The organism is Pseudomonas sp. B611 (genome assembly GCF_055407965.1).
The window spans coordinates 254,328-277,169 of the sequence record NZ_JBUZST010000003.1; the positions used below are offsets into that span (position 1 = coordinate 254,328).

Below are 22,842 nucleotides of genomic sequence, written 5' to 3' on the forward strand. Positions count from 1 at the left end.
GAGTTTGAACCATGACTGATCCCATCGTAATTGTCAGCGCCGTGCGCACGCCCATGGGCGGCTTCCAGGGCGACCTCAAGGGCCTGACCGCGCCACAACTGGGTGCCGCCGCGATTCGTGCGGCGGTAGAACGCGCCGGTATCGCCCACGATGCCGTGGATGAAGTGCTGTTCGGCTGCGTACTGCCGGCTGGCCTCGGCCAGGCGCCCGCGCGGCAAGCGGCGCTGGGCGCCGGGCTGGACAAGTCCACCCGCTGCACCACCCTCAACAAGATGTGCGGCTCGGGCATGGAAGCGACGATCCTGGCCCATGACTCGCTGCTGGCCGGCAGCATTGGGGTGGCAATCGCCGGGGGCATGGAAAGCATGTCCAACGCGCCATACCTTCTGGACCGTGCGCGCAGCGGCTACCGCATGGGCCATGGCCGCGTACTTGACCATATGTTCCTCGACGGCCTCGAAGATGCGTATGACAAAGGCCGCCTGATGGGCACCTTTGCCGAAGACTGCGCCGAGCACAACGGTTTCACCCGTGAAGCCCAGGACGCGTTCGCCATCGCCTCCCTGACCCGCGCACAACAAGCGATCAGCGACGGCAGCTTTGACGCGGAAATCGTCCCGGTGCAGGTCACCGTGGGCAAGGAACAGAAAACCATCCAGCACGACGAACAACCGCCGAAAGCCAAGCTGGACAAGATTGCCAGCCTGAAACCGGCGTTTCGCGACGGCGGCACGGTCACGGCGGCGAACTCCAGTTCGATTTCCGATGGTGCAGCGGCGTTGCTGCTGATGCGTCAATCCGAGGCGCACAAACGCGGCCTCAAGCCCTTGGCGGTGATCCACGGGCACGCGGCGTTTGCCGACGAGCCGGGGCTGTTCCCGGTGGCTCCGGTGGGGGCGATTCGCAAGCTGATGAGCAAGACCGGCTGGAACCTCGACGAGGTGGACCTGTTCGAAATCAACGAAGCCTTCGCCGTGGTCAGCCTGGTGACCATGAGCAAGCTGGAAATCCCCCACAGCAAGGTGAATATCCACGGCGGCGCCTGCGCCCTGGGCCACCCGATTGGCGCGTCCGGTGCGCGCATCCTGGTGACCTTGCTCGCGGCCCTGCGCCAAAAAGGCCTCAAGCGTGGCGTCGCCGCGATTTGCATCGGCGGTGGTGAAGCCACGGCCATGGCCGTCGAATGCCTGTATTAAGGACATAACCCCATGTTGCCCAATAACGAACAACTGCAAATCAGCGACGCGGCCCGGCAATTTGCCCAGGAGCGCCTGAAACCTTTCGCCGCCGAGTGGGACCGCGAGCATCGCTTTCCCAAGGAAGCCATCGGCGAAATGGCTGAACTGGGCTTTTTCGGCATGCTCGTGCCGGAACAGTGGGGCGGTTGCGACACCGGCTACCTGGCCTACGCCATGGCCCTGGAAGAGATCGCTGCCGGCGACGGCGCGTGCTCGACCATCATGAGCGTGCACAACTCGGTGGGTTGCGTGCCGATCCTCAAGTTCGGCAACGATCAGCAGAAAGCACAATTCCTCACGCCCCTGGCCAGCGGCGCCATGCTCGGTGCGTTTGCGTTGACCGAGCCGCAGGCCGGTTCCGACGCCAGCAGCCTGAAAACCCGTGCGCGCCTGGAAGGTGACCACTACGTGCTGAACGGCTGCAAACAGTTCATCACCTCCGGGCAAAACGCCGGGATCGTGATTGTGTTTGCCGTCACCGACCCGGCGGCGGGCAAGCGTGGGATCAGCGCGTTTATCGTGCCCACGGATTCCCCCGGCTACACCGTGGCGCGGGTCGAGGACAAGCTCGGCCAGCATGCGTCCGACACCTGCCAGATCCTCTTTGAAGACGTCAAGGTGCCGGTGGCCAACCGGTTGGGCGAGGAGGGCGAAGGCTACAAGATCGCCCTGGCCAACCTCGAAGGCGGGCGCGTGGGCATCGCCTCGCAATCGGTGGGCATGGCCCGTGCTGCCTTTGAAGCCGCGCGAGACTACGCCCGTGAGCGCGAAAGCTTCGGCAAGGCGCTGATCGAACACCAGGCCGTGGCGTTCCGCCTGGCGGACATGGCCACGCAAATCGCCGTCGCCCGGCAGATGGTGCATTACGCCGCCGCCCTGCGTGACAGCGGCAAGCCGGCGCTGGTGGAAGCCTCGATGGCCAAGCTGTTCGCCTCGGAAATGGCCGAGAAAGTCTGCTCGGCCGCCTTGCAAACCCTGGGCGGTTACGGTTACCTGAGCGACTTCCCCCTGGAGCGCATCTACCGCGATGTGCGGGTCTGCCAGATTTACGAAGGCACCAGCGATATTCAACGCATGGTCATCTCACGCAATCTCTAAGGAGCCGATACATGAGTTACGAAACCATCCTGCTCGAAGTCCAGGGCCGCGTCGGGCTGATTACGCTCAATCGCCCACAAGCCCTGAACGCGCTGAATGCGCAACTGGTCAGCGAACTGAACCAGGCGCTGGACGGCCTGGAAGCCAACCCTGAAATCGGCTGCATCGTGCTGACCGGCTCGAAAAAAGCCTTCGCCGCCGGCGCCGATATCAAGGAAATGGCCGAGCTGACCTACCCGCAGATCTACCTCGACGACCTGTTCAGCGACAGCGACCGCGTGGCCAACCGCCGCAAGCCGATCATCGCTGCCGTGAACGGCTTCGCCCTCGGTGGCGGCTGTGAACTGGCGTTGATGTGCGACTTCATCCTGGCCGGCGATGGCGCCAAGTTCGGCCAGCCGGAAATCAACCTCGGCGTGTTGCCGGGCATGGGCGGCACCCAGCGCCTGACCCGCGCCGTGGGCAAGGCCAAGGCCATGGAAATGTGCCTGACCGGGCGTTTTATCGACGCGGTGGAAGCCGAGCGTTGCGGCATCGTCGCGCGTATCGTGCCGGCCGATGAACTGCTGGAAGAAGCGCTGAAAGTCGCCACGCTGATCGCCGGCAAATCGGTGCCCATCAGCATGATGGTCAAGGAAAGCGTGAACCGTGCGTTTGAAGTCAGCCTGTCGGAAGGCGTGCGCTTTGAGCGTCGGGTGTTCCATGCGGCGTTTGCGACGCAGGATCAGAAGGAAGGCATGGCAGCGTTTGTGGCCAAGCGCGCGCCCGAGTTCAAGGACAAGTAACCCAGCTTGATCGTTCCCACGCTCTGCGTGGGAATGCCGCCGATGACGCTCTGCGTCACGCCTGCAAGAACGGACGCAGAGCGTACGGGGATGCATTCCCACGCAGAGCGTGGGAACGATCATTTATCTGACTGTTTTGCGGTGTGTCAGTTACAGCTGATAGTTCTTCAGTTCGCGAGCAATCACCATCCGCTGAATCTCGCTCGTCCCCTCATAAATCTGCGTGATCCGCGCATCCCGGTAGTAACGCTCCACCGGGTAATCCTCCAAGTACCCATAGCCGCCATGAATCTGCATCGCTGACGAGCAGACCTTTTCCGCCATTTCCGAGGCAAACAGCTTGGCCTGGGAGGCTTCCGACAGGCACGGCTTGCCGGCGCTGCGCAGGCGCGCGGCGTGCAGGATCAGCAAGCGCGCGGCATTCAAACGGGTTTGCATGTCGGCGAGCAGGTTGGCCACGCTCTGGTGCTCGATGATCGCCTTGTCGAACTGCACCCGATCACGGGCGTAGGCCAATGCCGCTTCAAACGCCGCGCGGGCGATGCCCAGAGCCTGGGCGGCAATGCCGATGCGGCCGCCTTCGAGGTTTGACAGGGCGATGGCCAGGCCCTTGCCACGTTCGCCCAGCAGGTTGGCCTCCGGCACGCTGCATTGGTTGAGGGTGACGGCGCAGGTGTCCGAGGCGCGGATGCCCATCTTGTGTTCCGTGCGATCCACCACAAAACCGGGTGTGTCGGTGGGCACCAGGAACGCGGAGATACCTTTTTTGCCGAGGTCGGGATCGGTCACCGCAAACACGATGGCCAGCTTGGCGCGCTTGCCGTTGCTGACAAACTGCTTGGCGCCATTGATTACCCACTGGCCATCGCGCAGTTCGGCACGGGTGCGCAGGTTGTGCGCCTCGGAACCGGCCTGGGGTTCGGTCAGGCAGAAGCAGCCAATCGCCCGGCCACTGGCCAGATCGGCCAGCCAGGTCTGTTTCTGTTCATCGGAGCCGTAGTTGAGAATTGGGCCGCAACCCACTGAATTATGGATACTCATCAGCGCCCCTGTAGCGCCGTCACCCGCAGAAATCTCCTCGACGGCGAGGGCGTAGGCGACGTAATCCACGTAGGTGCCGCCCCATTCTTCCGGGACCACCATGCCCAGCAAACCAAGCTCGCCCATCTTGGCGACCAAGGCATCATCGATCCAGCCGGCTTTCTCCCAGGCTTGGGCGTGGGGCGCGATTTCACCCCGGGCGAAGTCGCGCGCCATGTCGCGGATCATCACTTGTTCTTCTGTGTATTCAATATCTTGCATGGCTTATCTCCCAACCAACTTGAAGTCACCGAAGAAGCTGTCGACATGGTGCGCATCCAGCTCAGTCACCGTGGCAGGGTTCCAGCGTGGCGCTTTGTCCTTGTCGATGATCAATGCGCGAACGCCTTCGATCAGGTCGCCGCGCTCGAACCATTGACGATCCAGATGGAGTTCCAGGGCGAAGCATTGTTCCAGTGGCAGGTGGCGGCCACGGCGCAGCATCTCGAGGGTCACGGCCATTGCCAGCGGCGAGCGGGTTTGCATCAGGGCTGCGGTGGTCAGTGCCCATTCATGGCTGTCGGCGACGGTGACTTGCTGGAGCTGCTCGACGATGCTCGGCACGTCCGGCAAGGCGAAGAAGTGGTCGATGGCCGGGCGCAACGCGGCCAGCGGCGCATCCGGCAAGTGCTGTACGCCGAGCTTGGCGAGCAGGCCTTGCAGGTCCTTGAGGGGCGATTCGTGCCAGTGCAGGCGGTCCAGCTTCTGGTCGAGGTCAGCCAACTTGGCGCTGTCCAGGTACCAGTCGGCCAAACCGCAATACAGTGCATCGGCGGCACGGATCTGCACGCCGGTGACCCCGAGGTAAACCCCCAGCTCGCCGGGAATACGCGGCAGGAAGTAGCTGCCGCCAACGTCCGGGAAGTAACCGATGGCCACTTCCGGCATGGCCAGGCGGCTGCGCTCGGTGACCACGCGCAGGTCGGCGCCTTGCACCAGGCCCATGCCGCCGCCCAGGACAAAGCCGTCCATCAGGGCGAGGACGGGTTTGCGGTAGTGGTGGATGGCGAGGTCGAGGGCGTATTCCTCGACGAAGAAGTCTTCGTGCAGGGTGTCGCCGCTTTTGAAGCTGTCATACAAGGAGCGGATGTCGCCCCCCGCGCAGAAGGCTTTTTCACCGGCGCCGCGCAGGACTACCGCATACACCGAGGGATCGTCGGCCCAGGCGTGCAGGTGGTGGCTCAGGCTGCGGACCATGTCCAGGGTAATGGCATTCAAGCCGGCGGGGCGGTTGAGGGTCAGGTGGCCGATATGGTTGCGGACTTCGGCGTGTATGTCGGCTTGAAGATGGTCGGTGTGGCTTGCCTCGGATGAAACCTGAGCAGTCATCGCTAACTCCCTGCTTTTATTGTTCTTTATCAAGATGTTCGGGGACGAACCTTCTTGCGATCCTACCAGTGCAAATTTGCCCAGTACACCGGGGAATCATGCAGGTCGTTGTTGCATTTATGCACGGCGGCTGAGCACTTCACCAATGCTACGCCGCCGTGCATGGCCCTGCGCCGCGTGGATCAACGCCTCCAGCTCGGACGGTTGCACATCGTAGAACTGTTCCATTTCCGCCAGGGCCAGCTTCAGGTCGGCCGCCGTGACCTCGGGGTCGATGACCGTCGCTGTGCTGCCCACCACCGCTGGAGGCGGCACCAGCAAACCTTTGGGATATCGCGTGCGTGTGGCGTTGTTGTAAGCCAGCGCGCAGCCTAGCAATGCGCCGGCGCCGAGCATCACCGCGCCCAGTTCCTGCCAGCCGAGGGCGATAGAGGCGGGGTCCGCCAGCACCAACGTCATGGCCAGCCCACCCGCAGGTGGGTGCAGGCAGCGCAGCCAGCAGATCAAGATCACCGTCATGCCCGCGGCGAGGCACGCACTGCCCAGCGTTCGCCCCAGTACACGGGCGACCAGCAGCGCGACGACACCAGCACATAGGTAGCTGCCGACAATCGACCAGGGTTGGGCCAACGCACCGGACGACACCGCAAACAACAATACCGCCGACGCCCCCAAAGGGCCGAGCAGGTGCAGCGCGACCTCCATGCCAAATACCTGGGCGCACGCCCATACACTGAGCAGGGTGCCCAAGGCCATGCCGATGGCGGCACGGCTCCATTCGGCGGGACGGGTGTTGATGGCAGCAGGTAACCAGCGAGCGAGCATTGCGATAGATCCATAAACAACAGGCGAAAAAAAAGGCTTGCCTGGTTTCCCGGAAAAGCCCTTGAAAGTTCCACATTTGGGGGAGGAACCCGCGCAGTGTGCCCACCTCGATGGAGCGACGCCACTGCATATTAATGCAGGTTAAATGCAATAAAATTGAAGTTTAATAGGTGATAGGCGCAGACGAGTGGCTGACGACTCCCAAGATGCGATCATGGTTCTCTTCGCTCAGCAGCTGCTTGTGCAGGTTGTCGCGCAGCCCCGGGTCATCGGACAGGGGGCCATTCAACGCGACAACCGCGTCACGCAAGCCCATCAGGCGGTGCAGGCCGGCATGCACCGGGTCGGGCACCGGTAGTGAGGAGGGGGCAGGCAATAAGTCATTGGTCACGGCGTGGTCCTTTCAATAAAGCCCGCCGCGTTTGAGTGCACGGCGGGAAGCGTCCTTGGCATGTTCCGTTGGTAGTAAATAGTTACCGCAATTGGCGACCGAGTTTACATTTTGGATCCATGAGCGGGAATGGCAAAAGGCACCAGTCATTACGTATAGCTGTGTAGGAGCTTTCGTGAGGGGCCGGCCGAAGCCGGCTGGATCAGGGCTGTGACGTGGCTGCCAGATGCAGCAGCACATAGGGATTCTTGTCGAATTCACCCACCAGTGTCGGGGTGAGCGCGCGCAGGCGGGGGTCTTTCAAGCCGGCGTAGTCGTCCTCGCTCATCACCAACCAGGCGGGGGCCTGCAATGGTGCCAGGTCGGTGGTTGACTGGGTGAACAACGGCACACGGTCGCACTCGAGATTGACCATCAACTTGATCGCCTTGGCGTCTTTGCCCAGGCCGTGCAGCACCACGGGCGCCGGTTGCTGGTTGATCTGCGCCTTGACCGCCAGGCTGAAGGTGCGCGTGTCGTAGAGCGTGCGCGCCAGCGGTTCGACCACCACGATGTAGGTCGTCCATAACGCCAGTACCGCCGCCAATGCCGGCCCTGCCGGACGCAGCCGTGGCTTGAACCACGCCAGCAACGCCAGTAGCTGCAACGCACCCAGCATGCCAAAGATCAGGCGCAAGTCGCCCACCTGCTCGGCGTAGCGGCGGCGCGCCACCAGCAGGCCAATGATCAGCAGCGATGGCAACAGGGTCCAGAGGCCCAGCAGCACACCGCGCAGCCAGGCATACACGCGTCCTTGGGTGACCTGGAACGGGTACGCCGCAATGATTGCCGCCATCGGCAGCATCGGCAGCACGTAACGCGCTTTCTTCGCCTGGGGGATCGACAGGCCAAGCATCACCAGCAAGCCCGCAGCCGCGCAGTACAACACCAGCTGCAAGGCCGGCTCCGGCGCGCGTTTGCCACCGAAGGCCACCGCCAGCAGCACCAACAAGGCCATCGGATACGCCAGCGCGTAGTTGCCCATGGAACTGGTGAAGTAATACAGCACGCCGCTGGAGCCTTCGCTGCCGTCCATGCGCCCGAGGAATTGCATGCGGATCACGTCCTGCATGAACACCTCGCCACCACTGAGCTTGGCCAGCAGCAACAACACCCCGACACAGGCCATCAGCAGCGCCAGTGCGAGCAAGCCGACGCTGAACAGTTGCCGCCACTGCCGGTTGATCAGGTAGTAGCTGCACAGCACGCCGGTAGGGATTACCAGGCCAATCGGCCCACGGATCGCAAAGCCTGCAATCAGCAGCAGGTACACCCAGTGCAGCCGTTTGCCAGCGCCGAAGTGATCATGGGCATAGCCTAGGTAAAACACCGCCAGGGTCACGGCGGCGAGCATCTGGTCCAGGGACACGGCACGGGTTTCGCTGACGAAGGTGCTGCTGAGCAACAGCATCGCCACGCTCAGCAGGCCCCAGCGCGGGGAGTAGGGCGCCGTGAGGCGGTACACCAGGATCACGATCAGCGCCGAGGCAATCGCCGTAGGCAACCACGCCGTCAAGCTGGTGACCTGGCCCAGCGGCAACGAGAACAACCAGGTCAGCAGCGTCGAGGTCGCCAGGTAATCAGCATACGGCTGGCCGTAGGTGGTGGGGAAAAAGCTCGGGCCATGGCGCAGCATCTCCTGGGCAAACAGCACGAAGCGCGAGTCAAACCCGATGATCGCCTGGTGCCAGTTGCCGGCGATAAACAGCAGCAGCGCCAGCAGCCCCAACAGCAGGGACTGGCGGCGCACCGTGGCGTCTATGAAGGGCGCTTTGTTCACGTCTCAGGCTTCCACGACCTGATAGGCCGATTGATCTGCCGATTGCGCCACCCACTGTTGCTGCGGCATTGGCAGTTGGCAGGAATCGCCACGGCCGATCGGGAAGTACTGGAAGCCTTTGCGCGCCAGACGCTCGCCGTCGTACAGGTTGCGGCCGTCGAAGATCACCGGGGTTTTCAGGCGCGAGTGGATCAGGTCGAAGTCCGGCGCCTTGAATTGCTGCCATTCGGTGCAGACGATCAGGCCATCGGCGCCGCCCAAGGTCGATTCCGGGGTGCCCATCAGCATCAGTCGTGGGTCATCGCCGTAGATGCGCTGGGTTTCCTGCATGGCTTCAGGGTCGAAGGCACGCACGTTGGCGCCGGCCGCCCACAAGGCTTCCATCAGCACACGGCTCGGCGCATCGCGCATGTCGTCGGTGTTGGGCTTGAATGCCAGGCCCCACACGGCAAAGGTCTTGCCTTTGAGATCGCCTTTGAAGAACGCGTTGACGCGCTCGAACAGCTTGCTCTTCTGCCGCTGGTTGATCGCTTCCACGGCTTCCAAAAGGTCGCTGGAGCAGTTGGCCTGCTTGGCGCTGTGGATCAGGGCGCGCATGTCTTTGGGGAAACACGAGCCGCCGTAACCGCAACCCGGGTAGATAAAGTGGTAACCAATGCGCGAGTCGGCGCCGATACCCAGGCGTACGGCCTCGATGTCCGCACCCAGGTGTTCGGCCAGTTCGGCGATCTGGTTGATAAAGCTGATCTTGGTCGCCAGCATGCAGTTGGCGGCGTACTTGGTCAGCTCGGCGCTGCGCAGGTCCATAAAGATGATGCGGTCGTGGTTGCGGTTGAAGGGGGCGTAGAGGTCACGCATCACTTCACGCACTTCTTCACGCTCGCAGCCGATGACGATACGGTCCGGGCGGCGGCAGTCGGCAACTGCCGAGCCTTCCTTGAGGAATTCCGGGTTGGAGACGATATCGAACTCCAGGTGACGGCCGGCCACGTGCAGGGCCTTTTCGATATGGGCACGCAGGGTGTCGCCGGTGCCCACGGGCACGGTGGATTTCTCCACGAGGATCACTGGGGCCACACGGTGACGGGCCACGGCGTCGCCCACTGACAATACGTATTTCAGATCGGCCGAACCGTCTTCGTCCGACGGCGTGCCCACGGCGATAAACAGCACTTCACCGTGTTCGACCGCGAGTTTTTCGTCATGGGTAAAGTGCAGTCGCCCGCTTTCCAGGTTTTCCTTGACCATCGCAGCCAGCCCCGGCTCAAAGATCGTCACATGGCCTTTTTGCAGCGACTCGACCTTGTTCTTGTCTACGTCCATGCAGATGACATCGTGACCGACTTCGGCTAATACGGTGGCCTGCACCAGACCGACGTAACCACTACCAAATACACTGATTTTCATGGGACATTCCTGGGACTTGTGGTGCTAGCACGACGAGAGTTGATAACCAGAACTCCAAGGATGACCAACGCCACCCCCAGGGTTTTTGAAAGCGAAAAATGTTCGTTGAACACCGGCAGGCTGGCGGCCAGCAGGTACACCAGCGCGTAGCTGATGCTCAGCAGCGAATAGGCCCGGCCCAGCGGCAGGTGCTTGAGCGCGCCCAGCCAGCAGAGCATCGACAGCGCATAAGCGAAGATCGCCAGCAGCACCGCGCCAAGGGCGCCGAGGTCGATGCTGTTGTTGCTGAACGCACTCAGCCATTCGTGGGGCAGCGGCAGGCGCGTCATGCTCCAGCGCATGCCCAACTGGGCCACACTGACCAAACCAACGCTGCCCAACGCCAGGGCAAAACCTTGCACGCGGCTCATACCTGACGCCCCAGCAGCACGACACCGGCAATCACCAGCGCCACGCCCAGCCAGTGGCGGCCATCGATGGGTTCATGAAAGACAAACCGCGCCACCAGTGTGACCAGCACAAAGTTGAGGCTGAGCATGGGGTAGGCGATGCCGACTTCCAGGCGCTGCAACACCAGCAACCACACCAGCAGGCCCAGGCCCAGGCACACCAAGGCGGCCCACAGCCACGGCGAGCGCAGTTTCAGTCCCCAGCCGTGCGGCAGGTCGCGCCAGCTTTCCACAGCGAATTTCTGCGCGACCTGGCCCATGCACGTCAGCAGGCAGGCGGCCAATAACAGGAGCAGGGTGATCATGGCGCAGCCTGCGGGAAGATCAGAATCACGATGTTGCCTTGTTCAAAGCGCTGGCCGTCATTGGGCAGCAAGGCAACTTCGGCCATTTCATCGTCACCTTTAACCCGCATCACCACACCGACCGGGCCTTTTTTGCGCGCATCGCTCATCCACTGCTGCACTTGGGTGGTGTCGATCTTGCGCGCAGCGCTGTCGGGGAAGGCCAGGCCGTATTTGACTTCACCGACGGTGTTGTAAAGCGTCACGTCCGGACGCGCCAGGCGCCAGGACAGCGCTGACGCCGCACCGAGGTCGTTGCTCAGCAACGCCGTGGCCGGGCGCAGGGCTTGCAGGTGGTCGATGATGAATTGGTCCGGGGTCTTGTTGTAGACCACCGAATGAGGCAGCGCGGCCGGTACCAGCGCCACCAGCAACCAGCTGCCAATCACTGGCGCCGCCCACAGTTTCAACGGGCGCGCGGCCTGCAGCAGGTTGGCGATGATCCAGCCGAACAGGAAGATGAAAACCAGCACCAGGCTGAAGGTTTCCTGGCCCGGCTCGTACACCGGCTTTTTCAATTGGAACCAGGTGAGTGCCAGCAACGCGACGATGCCCACTACCAGGTTCAACCCACCGTTGATACGCAGCGCACGGCTGCGGCCCGCGGCGAGTGTGTCGGCCAGGGTCGAACCCATCAACAACGCCAGCGGCAGCAGGCACGGCATGATGTAGGAGGGCAGTTTGCCTTTGGCCAGGCTGAAAAACGCCAGGGGCATCAGCAGCCACAACAGCAGGAATGCGGTTTTCGGCAGGCGCTTATCCAGCCACGCCTGCTTGACGGTGGACGGCAGCAGCGCCACCCACGGCAGCGAGAACGCCACCAGCAGCGGCAGGTAGTACCAGAACGGTTCGGCATGCTGGGCATCGTCACCGGCAAAACGCTGGATATGTTCGTGCCAGAAGAAGAAGTTCCAGTAATCCGGCTCTTGCAGGTGCACGGCCAATGCCCACGGCAGGCTGACCACAATCGCGACGACGACGGCCACCAGGCCATAGCCCAGCAGTTCACGGAAACGCTTTTGCCAAATGGCGTAGGGCAGGGCGATCAGCACCGGCAACAGCCAGGCGAGGAAACCCTTGGTCATGAAGCCCATGCCACAGGCAAAACCCAACAGCGCCCAGGAGGCCAGGCGGCCGTTGCGGGTGGTGCTGTCGAAGCAGAACCACAAGGCCACGCCGGTCAGGTTGACCCAGAAGGTGAACTGCGGATCGAGGTTGGCGTAACCGCCCAAGGCCGCGACGCTGACAAAGCTCATGTACAGCACGGTGCTGATCAGGCTTTTTTGCGGGTCATTCCACAACCGGCGCGACACCAGGTACACCAACAGGATGCTCAAGCCGGTGCTCAAGGCCGAGGCAAAGCGCACGCCAAACAGGTTCTGCCCGAAGATCGCCTGGCCCAGCGCAATCATCCAGTAACCCGCCGCCGGTTTTTCAAAGTAGCGGATGCCCATGAAGTGCGGCGAGGCCCACTTGCCGGTCAGCAGCATTTCCTGGCTGATCTGCGCGTAGCGGGTTTCATCGGGGATCCACAGGCCATGGGTGGCCAGCGGCAACAGGTAAAACACGCCGAAGGCCAACAGCAGCAGAGGCAACGCCAGACGCCGGATCATGCCTGCTGCACTCCAAGCCAACCCTCGCGCCCGGGCAAGGCGCCACGTACCAACTGTTGCTGGGGCAGGGTGGTCAGGTCCGCTGGCAACAAATCGCCCAGGGGTTTGAAGTCGATGCAGCGCTGCCCTGCCTGGGCCAGCAACTGGCGAAAATCATTGGCCATCAGAATCCCTTCTACCTCTGCGTGGATCGTGTAGACGTTGAGCTTCGACTCGGCAAAGCGGTCGAGGATGAACGTATTGAAGTCTTTGGCAGCCACCACCGGCCCGACGACTTCGTCGAAGGTCGGCAGGTCTACCGGAATTTGTGGGGTGCCCGCGCTGCCATCGGCCAAGGTTGGACGAAACAGGCTGGTGCCCCGGCAATCGCTGTTGTAGCGAAAGTTGAAGCCTTGCTTGGCTTGCACCACACGCTCATCGGCACGCCAACCGGCGGCCGCTGAGCAGTCGATGCGTTCACCGAGGATGTCGCTGAGGGTGTCGACGCCACGGCGGATCTGTTCGACCAGCTGTGCCTCGCTCCAGCGCCCGGTATTGGCCTGCCAGCCGTGGTGGTCCCAGGCGTGCAGGCCGACTTCATGCCCGGCGGCCTTGGCCTGGCGCATCAGATGCCCCAGGTCACGGCCAATCGGCTTGCCCGGCCAGGCCGTGCCGGCGAGCAAGATATCCAGGCCATACAGGCCGACGGCATTGGAACGCAGCATCTTCCACAGGAATTGCGGGCGGATGAGACGCCACAAGTGGCGCCCCATATTGTCCGGCCCGACGCTGAAGAAGAACGTTGCCTTCACCCCAGCTTCATCCAGGGTTTCGAGCAGCCGTGGCACACCTTCACGGGTGCCACGGTAGGTATCGACATCAATGCGAAGACCTGCCTGCATTACTTTTTATCCGCTATTTCAAGCATGGCTTCACGCAAGAAGAAGTCGAGCGTATTGCCGATGGTTTCGCTCATCTCCACGGTCGGCTCCCAGTTCAGCAGGCGCTTGGCGTTTTCGATGCTTGGCTTGCGGTGTGCCACGTCCTGGTAGCCCGTGCCGTAGAACGCCTTGCTTTCCACGTCGCGGAAACCGGCGAACGGCGGGAAGTTGCCACGCAGCGGGTGCGCTTCGAACTGACGCAGCAGCTCTTCGCCCAACTGGCGGATGCTGGCTTCGTTTTCCGGGTTGCCGATGTTGATGATCTGGCCGTTGCACACGTCATTGTCGTTATCGATGATGCGTGCCAGGGCTTCGATGCCGTCGGCGATGTCGGTGAAGCAACGCTTCTGTTCACCACCGTCGAACAGGCGGATCGGCGTGCCTTCCACCAGGTTGAGGATCAACTGGGTGATGGCGCGGGAGCTGCCGATACGCGCCGAGTCCAGGCGGTCGAGGCGTGGGCCCATCCAGTTGAACGGACGGAACAGGGTGAAGTTCAGGCCTTTGGCGCCGTAGGCCCAGATCACGCGGTCCAGCAGTTGCTTGGAGACCGAGTAGATCCAGCGTTGTTTGTTGACCGGGCCGACCACCAGGTTGGAGGTGTCTTCGTCGAAGTACTGGTCCTGGCACATGCCATAGACTTCGGAGGTCGACGGGAAGATCACGCGCTTGTTGTACTTGACGCAGTAGCGCACCAGCTTGAGGTTTTCCTCGAAGTCCAGTTCGAACACGCGCAGCGGGTTGCGGGTGTATTCGATTGGCGTGGCGATGGCCACGAGCGGCAGGACCACGTCGCACTTCTTGATGTGGTACTCGATCCACTCGGTGTGGATGCTGATGTCGCCTTCCACGTAATGGAAGTTGGGGTGGCTGCGCAGGCGCTCGATGGCGTCGGAGCCGATGTCCAGGCCGTAGACTTCGTAACGGTCGTCACGCAGCAGGCGCTCGGACAGGTGGTTACCGATAAAGCCGTTCACGCCGAGGATCAGTACACGGGTACGGCGCGGCTTGCGGCCGGACTCGGCACCGCGCAGCACGGAACCGTCCACCAGGCCCAGTTCGTTGGCCAGGGACGGGCCGGCCAGGTACAGGCCGTTGTCGTTGCGCTGGCCGAACTTGACCACCAGGGAGTCTGCACCGCAGGCGATGCGCAGCGGGTTGACGCTGATCACGCGGCCTGGAGCCAGGCCTTCATTGCCCTTGACCACTTCCGCTTGCCACACGATCAGCTTGTGCTCGCCCACGGCGCAGAAGGCGCCCGGGTAAGGTTGGGTCACGGCGCGCACCAGGTTGAACAGTTCTTCAGCCGGCTTTTTCCACTCCAGCTTGCCATCGGCGGCGGTGCGACGACCGAAGTAGGTGGCTTGGCTTTCGTCCTGGGCGGTCTCGCTCAGTTTGCCCGCGGCCAGTTGCGGCAGTGCGTCGCGCAGCAGGTGAGTGGCCGCGTCACGCAGTTTGGCGTGCAGGCTCAGGCCGGTGTCGGTGCGGTCGATGATGACCTTTTGCTGCGCGAGGATCGCACCGGCATCGGCACGCTTGACCATGCGGTGCAGGGTCACACCGGTTTCGGTCTCGCCGTTGACCAGCACCCAGTTGGCCGGCGCGCGGCCACGGTATTTCGGCAGCAGCGAGCCGTGCAGGTTGAACGCGCCTTTGCGGGCGGTGGCCAGCAGCGGCTCGCTAAGCAGGTTGCGGTAGTAGAACGAGAAGATGTAGTCCGGGTTCAGCTTGGCGATGCGCTCGATCCACAGCGGGTGGTTGGCGTCTTCCGGCGCGTGCACCGGGATGCCGTTGCGGGCGCAGAGTTGGGCGACGGAACCGTAGAAGTTGTTTTCCTTGGGATCATCGGCGTGGGTAAACACCGCGGCAATGTCGTAGCCGGCAGTCAGCAGGGCTTCAATACCTGCACAGCCAATATCGTGGTAGGCGAAGACAACGGCGCTTGAATTCATGACGAAACCTGATCAGAAGGAGAAGTAGAAGTGGTATGGGAGGACACCAGGCCGTCAACAATGACGACTGGCGCCGGTGCTGCCGGGGTGTTGCGCAGCACTTTTTCGATAAAGAAGCGTGGGCGGGCGCGCACATCGCTGTACATGCGGCCCAGGTATTCACCCAGCAGGCCCATGCCGATGAACTGGCCACCGGTGAACACAAACAGCACCGCAAACAGCACAAACATGCCGTCGCCGGCCCATTGAGCGCCAAAGGCCAGGCGCATGACGATCAACGCCAACGCAAACAGCACACCCAGGCCCGCCAGGCTGAAGCCGACGATGGACAACAGGCGCAGCGGGGTGGTGGTCATGCACGTCAGCAGGTCGAACATCAGGCTGATCAGGCGCATGGCGCTGTATTTGGATTCGCCGTGCTCACGTTCGGCGTGGTGCACGAGGATTTCCGTAGTGTGGCGGGCAAAGCCGTTGGCCAGGATCGGGATAAAGGTGCTGCGCTCACGGCAGGCGAGCATGGCATCGACGATGGTGCGGCGGTACGCGCGCAGCATGCAGCCGTAGTCAGTCATGGCCACGCCGGTGGAGCGTTGCACGGCCAGGTTGATCAGGCGCGAGGGCCAGCGGCGGAAGGCCGAGTCCTGGCGGTTGTTGCGCACGGTGGCGACCACGTCGTAACCCAGGGCGGCTTGCTCCACCAGGCGCGGGATTTCTTCCGGCGGGTTCTGCAGGTCGGCGTCGAGGGTAATCACCACCTCGCCACGGCACTGCTCGAACCCGGCCATGATCGCGGCATGCTGGCCGTAGTTGCGATTGAGGATCACCGCCACCACGTTGCTGCCATCTTCGGCGGCGGCGTCTTCGAGCATTTGCGCGGATTGGTCGCGGCTACCGTCATCCACCAGGATGATTTCGTATTCGTAGGCCAGTTGCTTGCAGGCTGCGGTGGTGCGACGCAGCAGTTCAGGCAGGCTTTCTTCTTCGTTGTAGACCGGGATAACGATCGACACGCAATGAATAGGGTAGGGTTTCAAAGATTCAAGACCTCGGGGTTAGAGCAGGTTGGCGCGTGAAAACAGCAGCGATCATCAGGCAAAAATCTATTTGGCCGAGGCCAATGCAGTACCAAAGTGAAAGCATAATCAACAGGTTAGCCGGTGTTGCGCGGTTTGTTCTGAAGTTCTGTCTTAAAGACTAAGCGTAAAAATGTTGAACGAATATGAAAGGCGGATGAAAAACTCGTTTATTTGACAGGTAGACAGCCAGGGTTCAGCTACATGATCCGGCGCTTGAGTAGGGCATTCGTTCAAACCCTGCACAATGCCATTTATTGAAGAATCTTCTCTGCAAGACCCCGCAAGTGCCGGTAAAGTAAGCACTCTCTTGCCAGGGTAATCGGATGAATAGCGTGCAGCTTTTACGGCCAGTGTTGATGGGGTTGTTGATGACCGTGGCGTGTGTCACCACGGTGCGGGCCGACGATGGGGTAGCGCTCACCAGCATCGACCAAGTGCCGGACGGCGTGGAAGTGCGTGGCAAGCAGATCGCCGCTTATACCTGGGACGACCACCAGGGCAAAAACCTGCTGGTGCTCGCCGAGCAGGTCAGCGAGCGCGATGACGATGGCACCCAGTCCGCGTTTGTCTACGCGGCCCAATACCTGATCGATGGCAACCGTCCCAAGCGCCTCTGGATGCTCTACGACGACGTGCAGCATTGTGAGTTCGACGCCTCGCTACGCTTTGACAGGGCTGCGACCAAGGTCACCGACCTGACTGGCGATGGCATCACCCAAGCCACCGTGGGCTATTCGCGCACCTGCACCAGTGACGTCAGCCCCAATGAATTCAAGCTGATCATGCACGTGGGCAAGTCACAGAAATACCGCCTGCGCGGCGTCGACCGTTATGGCGCCAGCTGGTGGGACGAAGACGCGGGCGCACTGCGTGGCATGCCGCTGCCCAAGGATTGCAGCGTCGCCGCGCAGCAGGCGCTGGTCAGCCAGTACAAGGAGCAGGGCACCGAATTGCCGTTGCCGGGTTGCTACAGCGAAGAGAAAGACTTTGCCAAGGCGCCGGAGGCGTACCTGACCTTTATGCGCCAGCACTGGTTCGCGTTGATGCAGAAGCAGGACACTGAATGGAGCCAGACCCAGACCCAACCGCAAGACGCTGTAGAGGACGATGACACTGCACCCTGATTTTGTGCCGCCGCCATTCCTGCGTTAGACTCAGCCTTCGCCAATTCACTAAATATCTCGATTAAACAAAGGCTTGTTCGAGGTATTTAATCCAAAGGCTGATCTATTTTGACTGAGTCCATTCGCAACCCGCTGACCCTCTACCTCACTCGCCTGGCGCCCTCCAGCCAACTGACCATGCGCTACGTGCTGCAGGACGCCGCCGACCGCCTGGGCTTCGAGGACATCAACCTCGAAGAGATCGATTGGCACCTGCTCCAGCCGGAACACGTGATCGCCCTGGTCGCTGCCCTGCGCGAGGATGGCTACGCGCCGAACACCTCATCGCTGTATGTGAACGCCGTGCGCGGCGTGATGAATGAAGCCTGGCGCCTCAGCCTGATCAGCCAGGAACACCTGTTGCGCATGCGCACGGTCAAGGCCGCACCGGGCACACGCCTGAGCCAGGGCCGCAACCTGCGCCGCACCTTGATCCGCGAAATGATGGACGTCTGCGCCGCCGACCCACGCCCCCAGGGCCTGCGCGATGCGGCGGTGATCGGCATCCTGTACGGCTCGGGCATGCGCAAGTCGGAGTCGGTCAACCTAGACCTGGCGCAGGTCAATTTCGAAGAACGCAGCTTGCGGGTGATCGGCAAAGGCAACAAGGAGCTGATCAAATACGCACCGGCCTGGGCCTTTGCCAAGTTGCAGGCCTGGCTGGATTTTCGTCGCGAGCACCTCAAGGAAGGCGAGCAGGACGATAGCTTCCTGTTCAACCGCATTCGCCGTGGCAGCCATATCACCCGGGAGCGCATCACCAAGCATGCGATCTACTACATCGCCCGTCAGCGCGGTGAGCAAGTGGGGGTGAAGATCATGCCCCATGACTTCCGCCGTTCGTTTATCACGCGGGTGATTGAAGAACACGACCTGTCGATTGCGCAGAAACTGGCACACCACACCAATATCCAGACCACTGCCAGCTACGACGTACGCGAGGACAACGAGCGGCGGCGGGCGGTGGATCGGTTTGATTTGTAGATAACCACCGCCATTTTTCTGGAGGGATGAAGATCCAAATGTGGGAGCGGGCTTGCTCGCGAAAGCGGTGAGTCAGTCAATGCACCTTTAACTGATCCACCGCTTTCGCGAGCAAGCCCACTCCCACAAGGGATGGTATCCCCACATTGAATCAGGAGGAGGGCGGCGCACTCGCCAAATGCGCCGGCAAGCGGCGCAACGTCCACAGTGTGGTGAGCATCGCCGCCACCGCACACAGTGCGATGCCAATCAACATCGGCGCCGGCGTATGGTCGGCGAACACACCCACGACCGTCATCGACACCGCCGCCACGATCATCTGGATCGCCCCCAGCAACGCCGACGCCGAACCCGCCACCGCGCCATGATCCTCCAGGGATAACACTCCGGCCGCCGGCAGCAACAAGCCGAGGAACCCGAAACCAATAAACAGCAGCGCCATCATCACGGCCAGGCTGTCGATCCACAGCGTAGTCACTGCCAATGCGGCCAACACCACCGTCACCGCAATCACCGACCCGCGAATCAACGGCGCCAAGCCAAAGCGCGCGCTGAGACGTGCAGTCAGCTGGCTCATGGCAAAGAACGACGCCGCGTTCAGGGCAAAACACAGGCTGAATTGCGTAGGTGTCAGGCCGAAATACTCGATGTACACGAACGGCGCGCTGCCAATAAACACAAAGAACGTGGCCAAGCCAAAACCGCTGACCACCGACAGGCCGGTAAACACCGGATCACGCAGCAGCGCGCCGTAGCTGCCAAACGCGTTGCCCAGGTTTTTCCCCAGTCGTCGCTCGGCGGGATGGGTTTCGGGCAGTTGCACAACGGTCATCACCAGGCACGCCACGGCCACCAGGGCGAGTACGGCAAACACTTCGCGCCAGCTCCAGATCGAAATCACCAGGCTGCCGGCCAATGGTGCCAGAATCGGCGACACACTCATCACCAGCATCAGCAACGCCATCAGGCGCGCGGCTTCGTGGCCGGTGTACAGGTCGCGCACAATCGCCCGGGGAATCACCATCCCGGCACAGGCGCCAAACGCTTGTACGGCGCGAAAGCCGATCAGCACTTCAATGGTCGGCGCCAACGCGCAGCCCACACTGCCTATCGCAAAGATCACCAGCCCGGCATAAATGGGTGGCTTGCGCCCGAACACATCACTGATCGGCCCGTAGAACAGCTGGCACACGCCGATGATCATGAAGAACACCGTCAGGCTCATCTGCACCGCTGCCGGCGAGGCGTGCAGGCTGGCGCCGAGGGTGGGGAGGGCGGGCAGGTAGATGTCGATGGCGAAGGGGCCGACAGCCGTGATCAGGCCCAGTAACAGGGCAAGGTGGGCGATGCTTCGAGACATGGGCGATTCCGCGTGGAGCAAGGGTCGGTCAGCTTAAGGGATTCGTGCAGATCCGCAAACTTGGGCTTCAATAACAAGCAGTTGATGCCGATAACAGTACAGGCGCAGCCCAATTGGCAGCCAGGCATGGGGATACCAGCATGACGATCAAACTCCGCTTGATGTTGTTGATTGCGACAGGGTTGGCAACGGCCTTGATCATGAGCCTGGCCAGTTATGTGGGAAATGCGCGGATGGGCAACGCCGTGCAAGAAAACGAAGTGAGCATGACGGTACTGCGCAACCACATGGAAGCCGACATGATGCACGACGCCCTGCGCGCCGATGTGTTGTCGGCCATGTTGGTGGGGCTGGGCAAAAGCACCAGCACCCCAGCCGAGGTCAACAGCGCCTTGCAGGAACACGCCGAGCACTTTCGCCAGGTCTTGGCGGATAATCTCAAGCTGCCGCTGGGCGATACGCTCCGGTCCAGCCTGGAAAAGATCAAACCCAGCCTCGACACTTATATAAGCACCGGCGAGCGCATTGTTGCCCTGGCCCTGGACAATCCCGAGGCCGCCCGCGAGCAACTGGCGACTTTCAATGCCGCCTTCAGCAGGCTTGAAGATCAAATGGCCAGCCTCAGCGAACTGATCGAAAGCAACACCCAGCAGACAAGCGCGGGCACACGGCAGACCATTGCGAACGCCAACTTCACCTTGGGCGCGGTATTGATCGCCAGCCTGTTGTTGCTCTTGGCTCAGGGCCGCTGGGTAATCCAGAGCATCATGGGCCCGCTGCAGTCAGCCAGCCGCATCGCCGCGAGTATCGCCCGGGGCAATTTGAGCGAGCCGATTGTCGAGCCCAACCGCAAAGATGAGGCCAGTGCCTTGATTCGCAGCCTTGCCACCATGCAACGCGACTTGCGCGGCATGATCGAAGTGGTGCGCAGCAACGCCCACGGTGTCAACGGCAAGAGTGAGCAACTGAGCCACGGCTGCCATGAAGTGGCCGGCAGCAGCCAGCAACAAAGCGCGGCTGCCAGCACCATGGCCGCGGCAGCCAGTGAAATGACCGCCAGCATCGAGGAAATCACCCGCCATGCCGGCCGCGCGCTGGCGATGGCCAACCAGGCTGAAACCCTGGCCAAGGACGGCGGCCGGGTGATTCACCAGGTCGTCAGTGACATGGATGGCATTGCCCGCTCAGCGCAGCAGTCGGCACAGGTTATCCGCACGCTGGACAAGGAGTCAGAAGCGATCTTCAGCATCATCCAGGTGATCAAAGGCATCGCCGACCAAACCAACCTGCTGGCCCTTAACGCCGCAATCGAAGCCGCCCGCGCCGGAGAACAAGGCCGCGGTTTTGCCGTGGTCGCCGACGAAGTACGCAGCCTGGCCGGCCGCACCAGCGCATCGACCCAGGAAATCGCCAGCATGGTCGGGCGTATCCAGCAAAACACCCGGGAAGCGGTCACCAGCATGGAGGAGGGCGTGGCCCAGGTGGACAAAGGCATGGCTGTGACGGCAGAAGTCGAACGGGCGATCCGCGAGATTCTGCAAGCCACGTTGAATACCACGGAGTTGGTGAATGACATCTCCCGCACGATCGGCGAGCAAAGCCTGGCCAGCAATGAAATTGCGCACCAGGTGGAGATGATTGCGGGCATGTCGGAGAGTAACAGCCGGGTGATCGCCGCGACGGCATCGACGACGGACGAATTGTCGTCGTTGGCGGGGGAGCTTTCGCAGTCGGTGGATCGGTTTCGGTTGTAGGTCCGGGGCTTACTCATTATAACTAAACTAAATGACTATTTAGTTTAGTTATAATTATATTGAATATAAGAGCAGATAGGTCAGGGGGCTTTCTTGTCACTGTCACCGAGGTTGAACAAACGCTTGTTAACGGAATAACCGGCTACACGCCATTGACTATCATCTTCGCGAAGCACCACCTTTTCCGTTGCGGGCCCGCTGCTGAACGTGGTGACACACTCAACAACGGCATAACTTCCAGCCGGAGCATCTGGCATCTGGGTAGTGAAACCGATCTGTGCGGAATCACGCGCCACAAACGTACCGAGCCCAATACGCATGGCCTTGATCCCGGCAGTCCAGACCGTCTCGGAAGTCGTCGCCTTGAGCAACGGACTGGCAACCGGCCAAGTCTGATCGACACTGCCTGAATCAAGCAGCCGTAAAAACTCGACCGTAGCGTTAAACACATCGCGCTGTTGTTGTTCGGTGGCTGGTTCGGATGCGATGACCTTGGGCGGGTTCTTGTTGAAGCTGACATCGCAGCCCGATAGCAGCAACGAAGATAAGAGCACAGCAGTGAGTTGCTTCATGCAAAGCCTCATTGGGTAGTGGCGTCCATGAGGCGAGTAAAGATGAGAAATTCAGGGGGTGCCATTGGCAGAGGGAAAATGGGCTCTGTGAGATTTGAAATCTGGCGTGCGACGACCCTAATGGACGTGTATGTAATTACGCATAATGTATATTATGTTAAATCGTGTATTTGGCTCAACCACCAGACCGCCCTGATCATGATCCTTGAGCCCCCTACTGCACCAATCGCGTTTTGAAAGGACGCGCACTCCCTGCGAGCTATCCCTATGGCTATCACTGTTCATAAATATCGATAACGTGATTTGGTAGAAAGTAAACCTCCATACCCGCCTTAATCCCATCAGTGCAATAAGGATCGTTATCCAGCTGCCCGCTATACAGATTTCCGACTCGACCCTTAACGACGACCCACATGCGCTCGACGCTGACTTCTTTTACTCCACGTTCATCGGTGGTAACGATTCTAAAAATCAGCTTAACTAGCTGTTGTGCTTGAAGGCTATTTCTAGCATCTCTCGGAGGAAGCCAGAAGCTTGTAGGGTATTCATTGTGGATAGCCTCGGCGTCGTCCAACTCCCAGCCATCTCTATCGATTTCAGCTAATGTTGCTTCCATAATCCCTCAAAAAGCTCCTATCTAGGCTATGACGCCTGGATTAATGCCATATTTCTCGTTGCTACGC

The 22,842-nt window shown here is 61.2% G+C and carries 21 protein-coding genes and 1 pseudogene; 7 read left to right on the forward strand and 15 right to left on the reverse strand.

The window, feature by feature from the left end; all coding sequences use genetic code 11:
• Positions 1-11: 11 nt before the first annotated feature.
• The 3 genes from ACZRMO_RS09420 to ACZRMO_RS09430 are packed head-to-tail and all read left to right on the forward strand — an operon-like array spanning position 12 to position 3,121.
• Positions 12-1,196 carry an acetyl-CoA C-acyltransferase gene (locus ACZRMO_RS09420; protein ID WP_124524747.1) on the forward strand — a complete coding sequence of 395 codons (1,185 nt, stop codon included), beginning with the start codon at positions 12-14 and terminating at the stop codon, positions 1,194-1,196.
• Between the two features lie 12 nt (positions 1,197-1,208).
• Complete coding sequence (locus ACZRMO_RS09425; RefSeq protein WP_463972684.1) at positions 1,209-2,336, forward strand: acyl-CoA dehydrogenase; 1,128 nt, start codon at positions 1,209-1,211, stop codon at positions 2,334-2,336.
• Between the two features lie 11 nt (positions 2,337-2,347).
• Positions 2,348-3,121, forward strand: a complete 774-nt coding sequence (locus ACZRMO_RS09430; protein ID WP_017738134.1) for an enoyl-CoA hydratase — start codon at positions 2,348-2,350, stop codon at positions 3,119-3,121.
• Between the two features lie 150 nt (positions 3,122-3,271).
• Here the strand turns inward: ACZRMO_RS09430 and ACZRMO_RS09435 are convergent, their stop codons facing one another.
• From ACZRMO_RS09435 to arnC, 12 genes are all read right to left on the reverse strand, one after another.
• On the reverse strand, positions 3,272-4,423 hold the full coding sequence (locus tag ACZRMO_RS09435; protein WP_463972685.1) for an acyl-CoA dehydrogenase family protein: 1,152 nt from the start codon (positions 4,421-4,423) through the stop codon (positions 3,272-3,274).
• Positions 4,424-4,426: 3 nt separating this feature from the next.
• On the reverse strand, positions 4,427-5,530 hold the full coding sequence (locus ACZRMO_RS09440) for an enoyl-CoA hydratase/isomerase family protein (RefSeq protein ID WP_463972686.1): 1,104 nt from the start codon (positions 5,528-5,530) through the stop codon (positions 4,427-4,429).
• Positions 5,531-5,647: 117 nt separating this feature from the next.
• Positions 5,648-6,355, reverse strand: coding sequence for an HPP family protein (locus tag ACZRMO_RS09445; RefSeq protein WP_463972687.1), 708 nt, complete (start codon positions 6,353-6,355; stop codon positions 5,648-5,650).
• A gap of 163 nt (positions 6,356-6,518) precedes the next feature.
• Entirely contained in the window at positions 6,519-6,746 is a 228-nt protein-coding gene (locus ACZRMO_RS09450; protein ID WP_463972688.1) for a hypothetical protein, read from the reverse strand.
• A gap of 202 nt (positions 6,747-6,948) precedes the next feature.
• Positions 6,949-8,565 (reverse strand): ArnT family glycosyltransferase, encoded by a 1,617-nt coding sequence (locus tag ACZRMO_RS09455; protein ID WP_463972689.1) that lies wholly within the window; start codon positions 8,563-8,565, stop codon positions 6,949-6,951.
• 3 nt (positions 8,566-8,568) lie between these two features.
• Positions 8,569-9,972 (reverse strand): UDP-glucose dehydrogenase family protein, encoded by a 1,404-nt coding sequence (locus tag ACZRMO_RS09460; RefSeq protein WP_124524753.1) that lies wholly within the window; start codon positions 9,970-9,972, stop codon positions 8,569-8,571.
• Positions 9,969-10,382, reverse strand: a complete 414-nt coding sequence (gene arnF / locus ACZRMO_RS09465) for a 4-amino-4-deoxy-L-arabinose-phosphoundecaprenol flippase subunit ArnF (RefSeq protein WP_463972690.1) — start codon at positions 10,380-10,382, stop codon at positions 9,969-9,971. The genes ACZRMO_RS09460 and arnF overlap by 4 nt, the downstream gene beginning before the upstream one ends.
• Positions 10,379-10,726 (reverse strand): 4-amino-4-deoxy-L-arabinose-phosphoundecaprenol flippase subunit ArnE, encoded by a 348-nt coding sequence (gene arnE / locus ACZRMO_RS09470; RefSeq protein ID WP_463972691.1) that lies wholly within the window; start codon positions 10,724-10,726, stop codon positions 10,379-10,381. Before arnE ends, arnF begins: the two co-directional genes overlap by 4 nt.
• Complete coding sequence (gene arnT, locus ACZRMO_RS09475) at positions 10,723-12,378, reverse strand: lipid IV(A) 4-amino-4-deoxy-L-arabinosyltransferase (RefSeq protein ID WP_463972692.1); 1,656 nt, start codon at positions 12,376-12,378, stop codon at positions 10,723-10,725. The genes arnE and arnT overlap by 4 nt, the downstream gene beginning before the upstream one ends.
• The gene (gene arnD, locus ACZRMO_RS09480; RefSeq protein ID WP_463972693.1) at positions 12,375-13,259 is read right to left on the reverse strand and encodes a 4-deoxy-4-formamido-L-arabinose-phosphoundecaprenol deformylase; all 885 of its coding nucleotides are present in this window, start codon (positions 13,257-13,259) and stop codon (positions 12,375-12,377) included. Before arnD ends, arnT begins: the two co-directional genes overlap by 4 nt.
• Positions 13,259-15,250 carry a bifunctional UDP-4-amino-4-deoxy-L-arabinose formyltransferase/UDP-glucuronic acid oxidase ArnA gene (arnA, locus tag ACZRMO_RS09485; protein ID WP_463972694.1) on the reverse strand — a complete coding sequence of 664 codons (1,992 nt, stop codon included), beginning with the start codon at positions 15,248-15,250 and terminating at the stop codon, positions 13,259-13,261. Before arnA ends, arnD begins: the two co-directional genes overlap by 1 nt.
• Positions 15,247-16,284 (reverse strand): undecaprenyl-phosphate 4-deoxy-4-formamido-L-arabinose transferase, encoded by a 1,038-nt coding sequence (arnC, locus tag ACZRMO_RS09490; protein WP_124524759.1) that lies wholly within the window; start codon positions 16,282-16,284, stop codon positions 15,247-15,249. Before arnC ends, arnA begins: the two co-directional genes overlap by 4 nt.
• A gap of 365 nt (positions 16,285-16,649) precedes the next feature.
• On the opposite strand from arnC, the gene ACZRMO_RS09495 reads away from it, so the two are divergent.
• Together ACZRMO_RS09495 and ACZRMO_RS09500 are read left to right on the forward strand one after the other, a co-directional pair.
• Positions 16,650-17,450 carry a M949_RS01915 family surface polysaccharide biosynthesis protein gene (locus tag ACZRMO_RS09495; protein WP_124524760.1) on the forward strand — a complete coding sequence of 267 codons (801 nt, stop codon included), beginning with the start codon at positions 16,650-16,652 and terminating at the stop codon, positions 17,448-17,450.
• Positions 17,451-17,558: 108 nt separating this feature from the next.
• On the forward strand, positions 17,559-18,473 hold the full coding sequence (locus ACZRMO_RS09500) for a site-specific integrase (RefSeq protein ID WP_124524761.1): 915 nt from the start codon (positions 17,559-17,561) through the stop codon (positions 18,471-18,473).
• A gap of 151 nt (positions 18,474-18,624) precedes the next feature.
• On the opposite strand, the gene ACZRMO_RS09505 is transcribed toward ACZRMO_RS09500, so the two are convergent.
• Positions 18,625-19,833 (reverse strand): multidrug effflux MFS transporter, encoded by a 1,209-nt coding sequence (locus ACZRMO_RS09505; protein WP_463972695.1) that lies wholly within the window; start codon positions 19,831-19,833, stop codon positions 18,625-18,627.
• A gap of 140 nt (positions 19,834-19,973) precedes the next feature.
• Between ACZRMO_RS09505 and ACZRMO_RS09510 the strand changes: the two are divergent.
• Both ACZRMO_RS09510 and ACZRMO_RS09515 read left to right on the forward strand, forming a co-directional pair.
• Positions 19,974-20,729 (forward strand): annotated as a pseudogene (locus ACZRMO_RS09510) (MCP four helix bundle domain-containing protein); the annotation flags it as partial.
• Positions 20,730-20,861: 132 nt separating this feature from the next.
• On the forward strand, positions 20,862-21,587 hold the full coding sequence (locus ACZRMO_RS09515) for a methyl-accepting chemotaxis protein (RefSeq protein WP_371105909.1): 726 nt from the start codon (positions 20,862-20,864) through the stop codon (positions 21,585-21,587).
• 80 nt (positions 21,588-21,667) lie between these two features.
• Here the strand turns inward: ACZRMO_RS09515 and ACZRMO_RS09520 are convergent, their stop codons facing one another.
• Both ACZRMO_RS09520 and ACZRMO_RS09525 read right to left on the reverse strand, forming a co-directional pair.
• Positions 21,668-22,159 (reverse strand): DUF4019 domain-containing protein, encoded by a 492-nt coding sequence (locus tag ACZRMO_RS09520; protein WP_463972696.1) that lies wholly within the window; start codon positions 22,157-22,159, stop codon positions 21,668-21,670.
• Positions 22,160-22,433: 274 nt separating this feature from the next.
• A complete protein-coding gene (locus ACZRMO_RS09525) occupies positions 22,434-22,775 on the reverse strand; it encodes a DUF2314 domain-containing protein (protein ID WP_463972697.1) in 342 nt (113 codons plus the stop codon).
• Positions 22,776-22,842 lie beyond the last annotated feature (67 nt).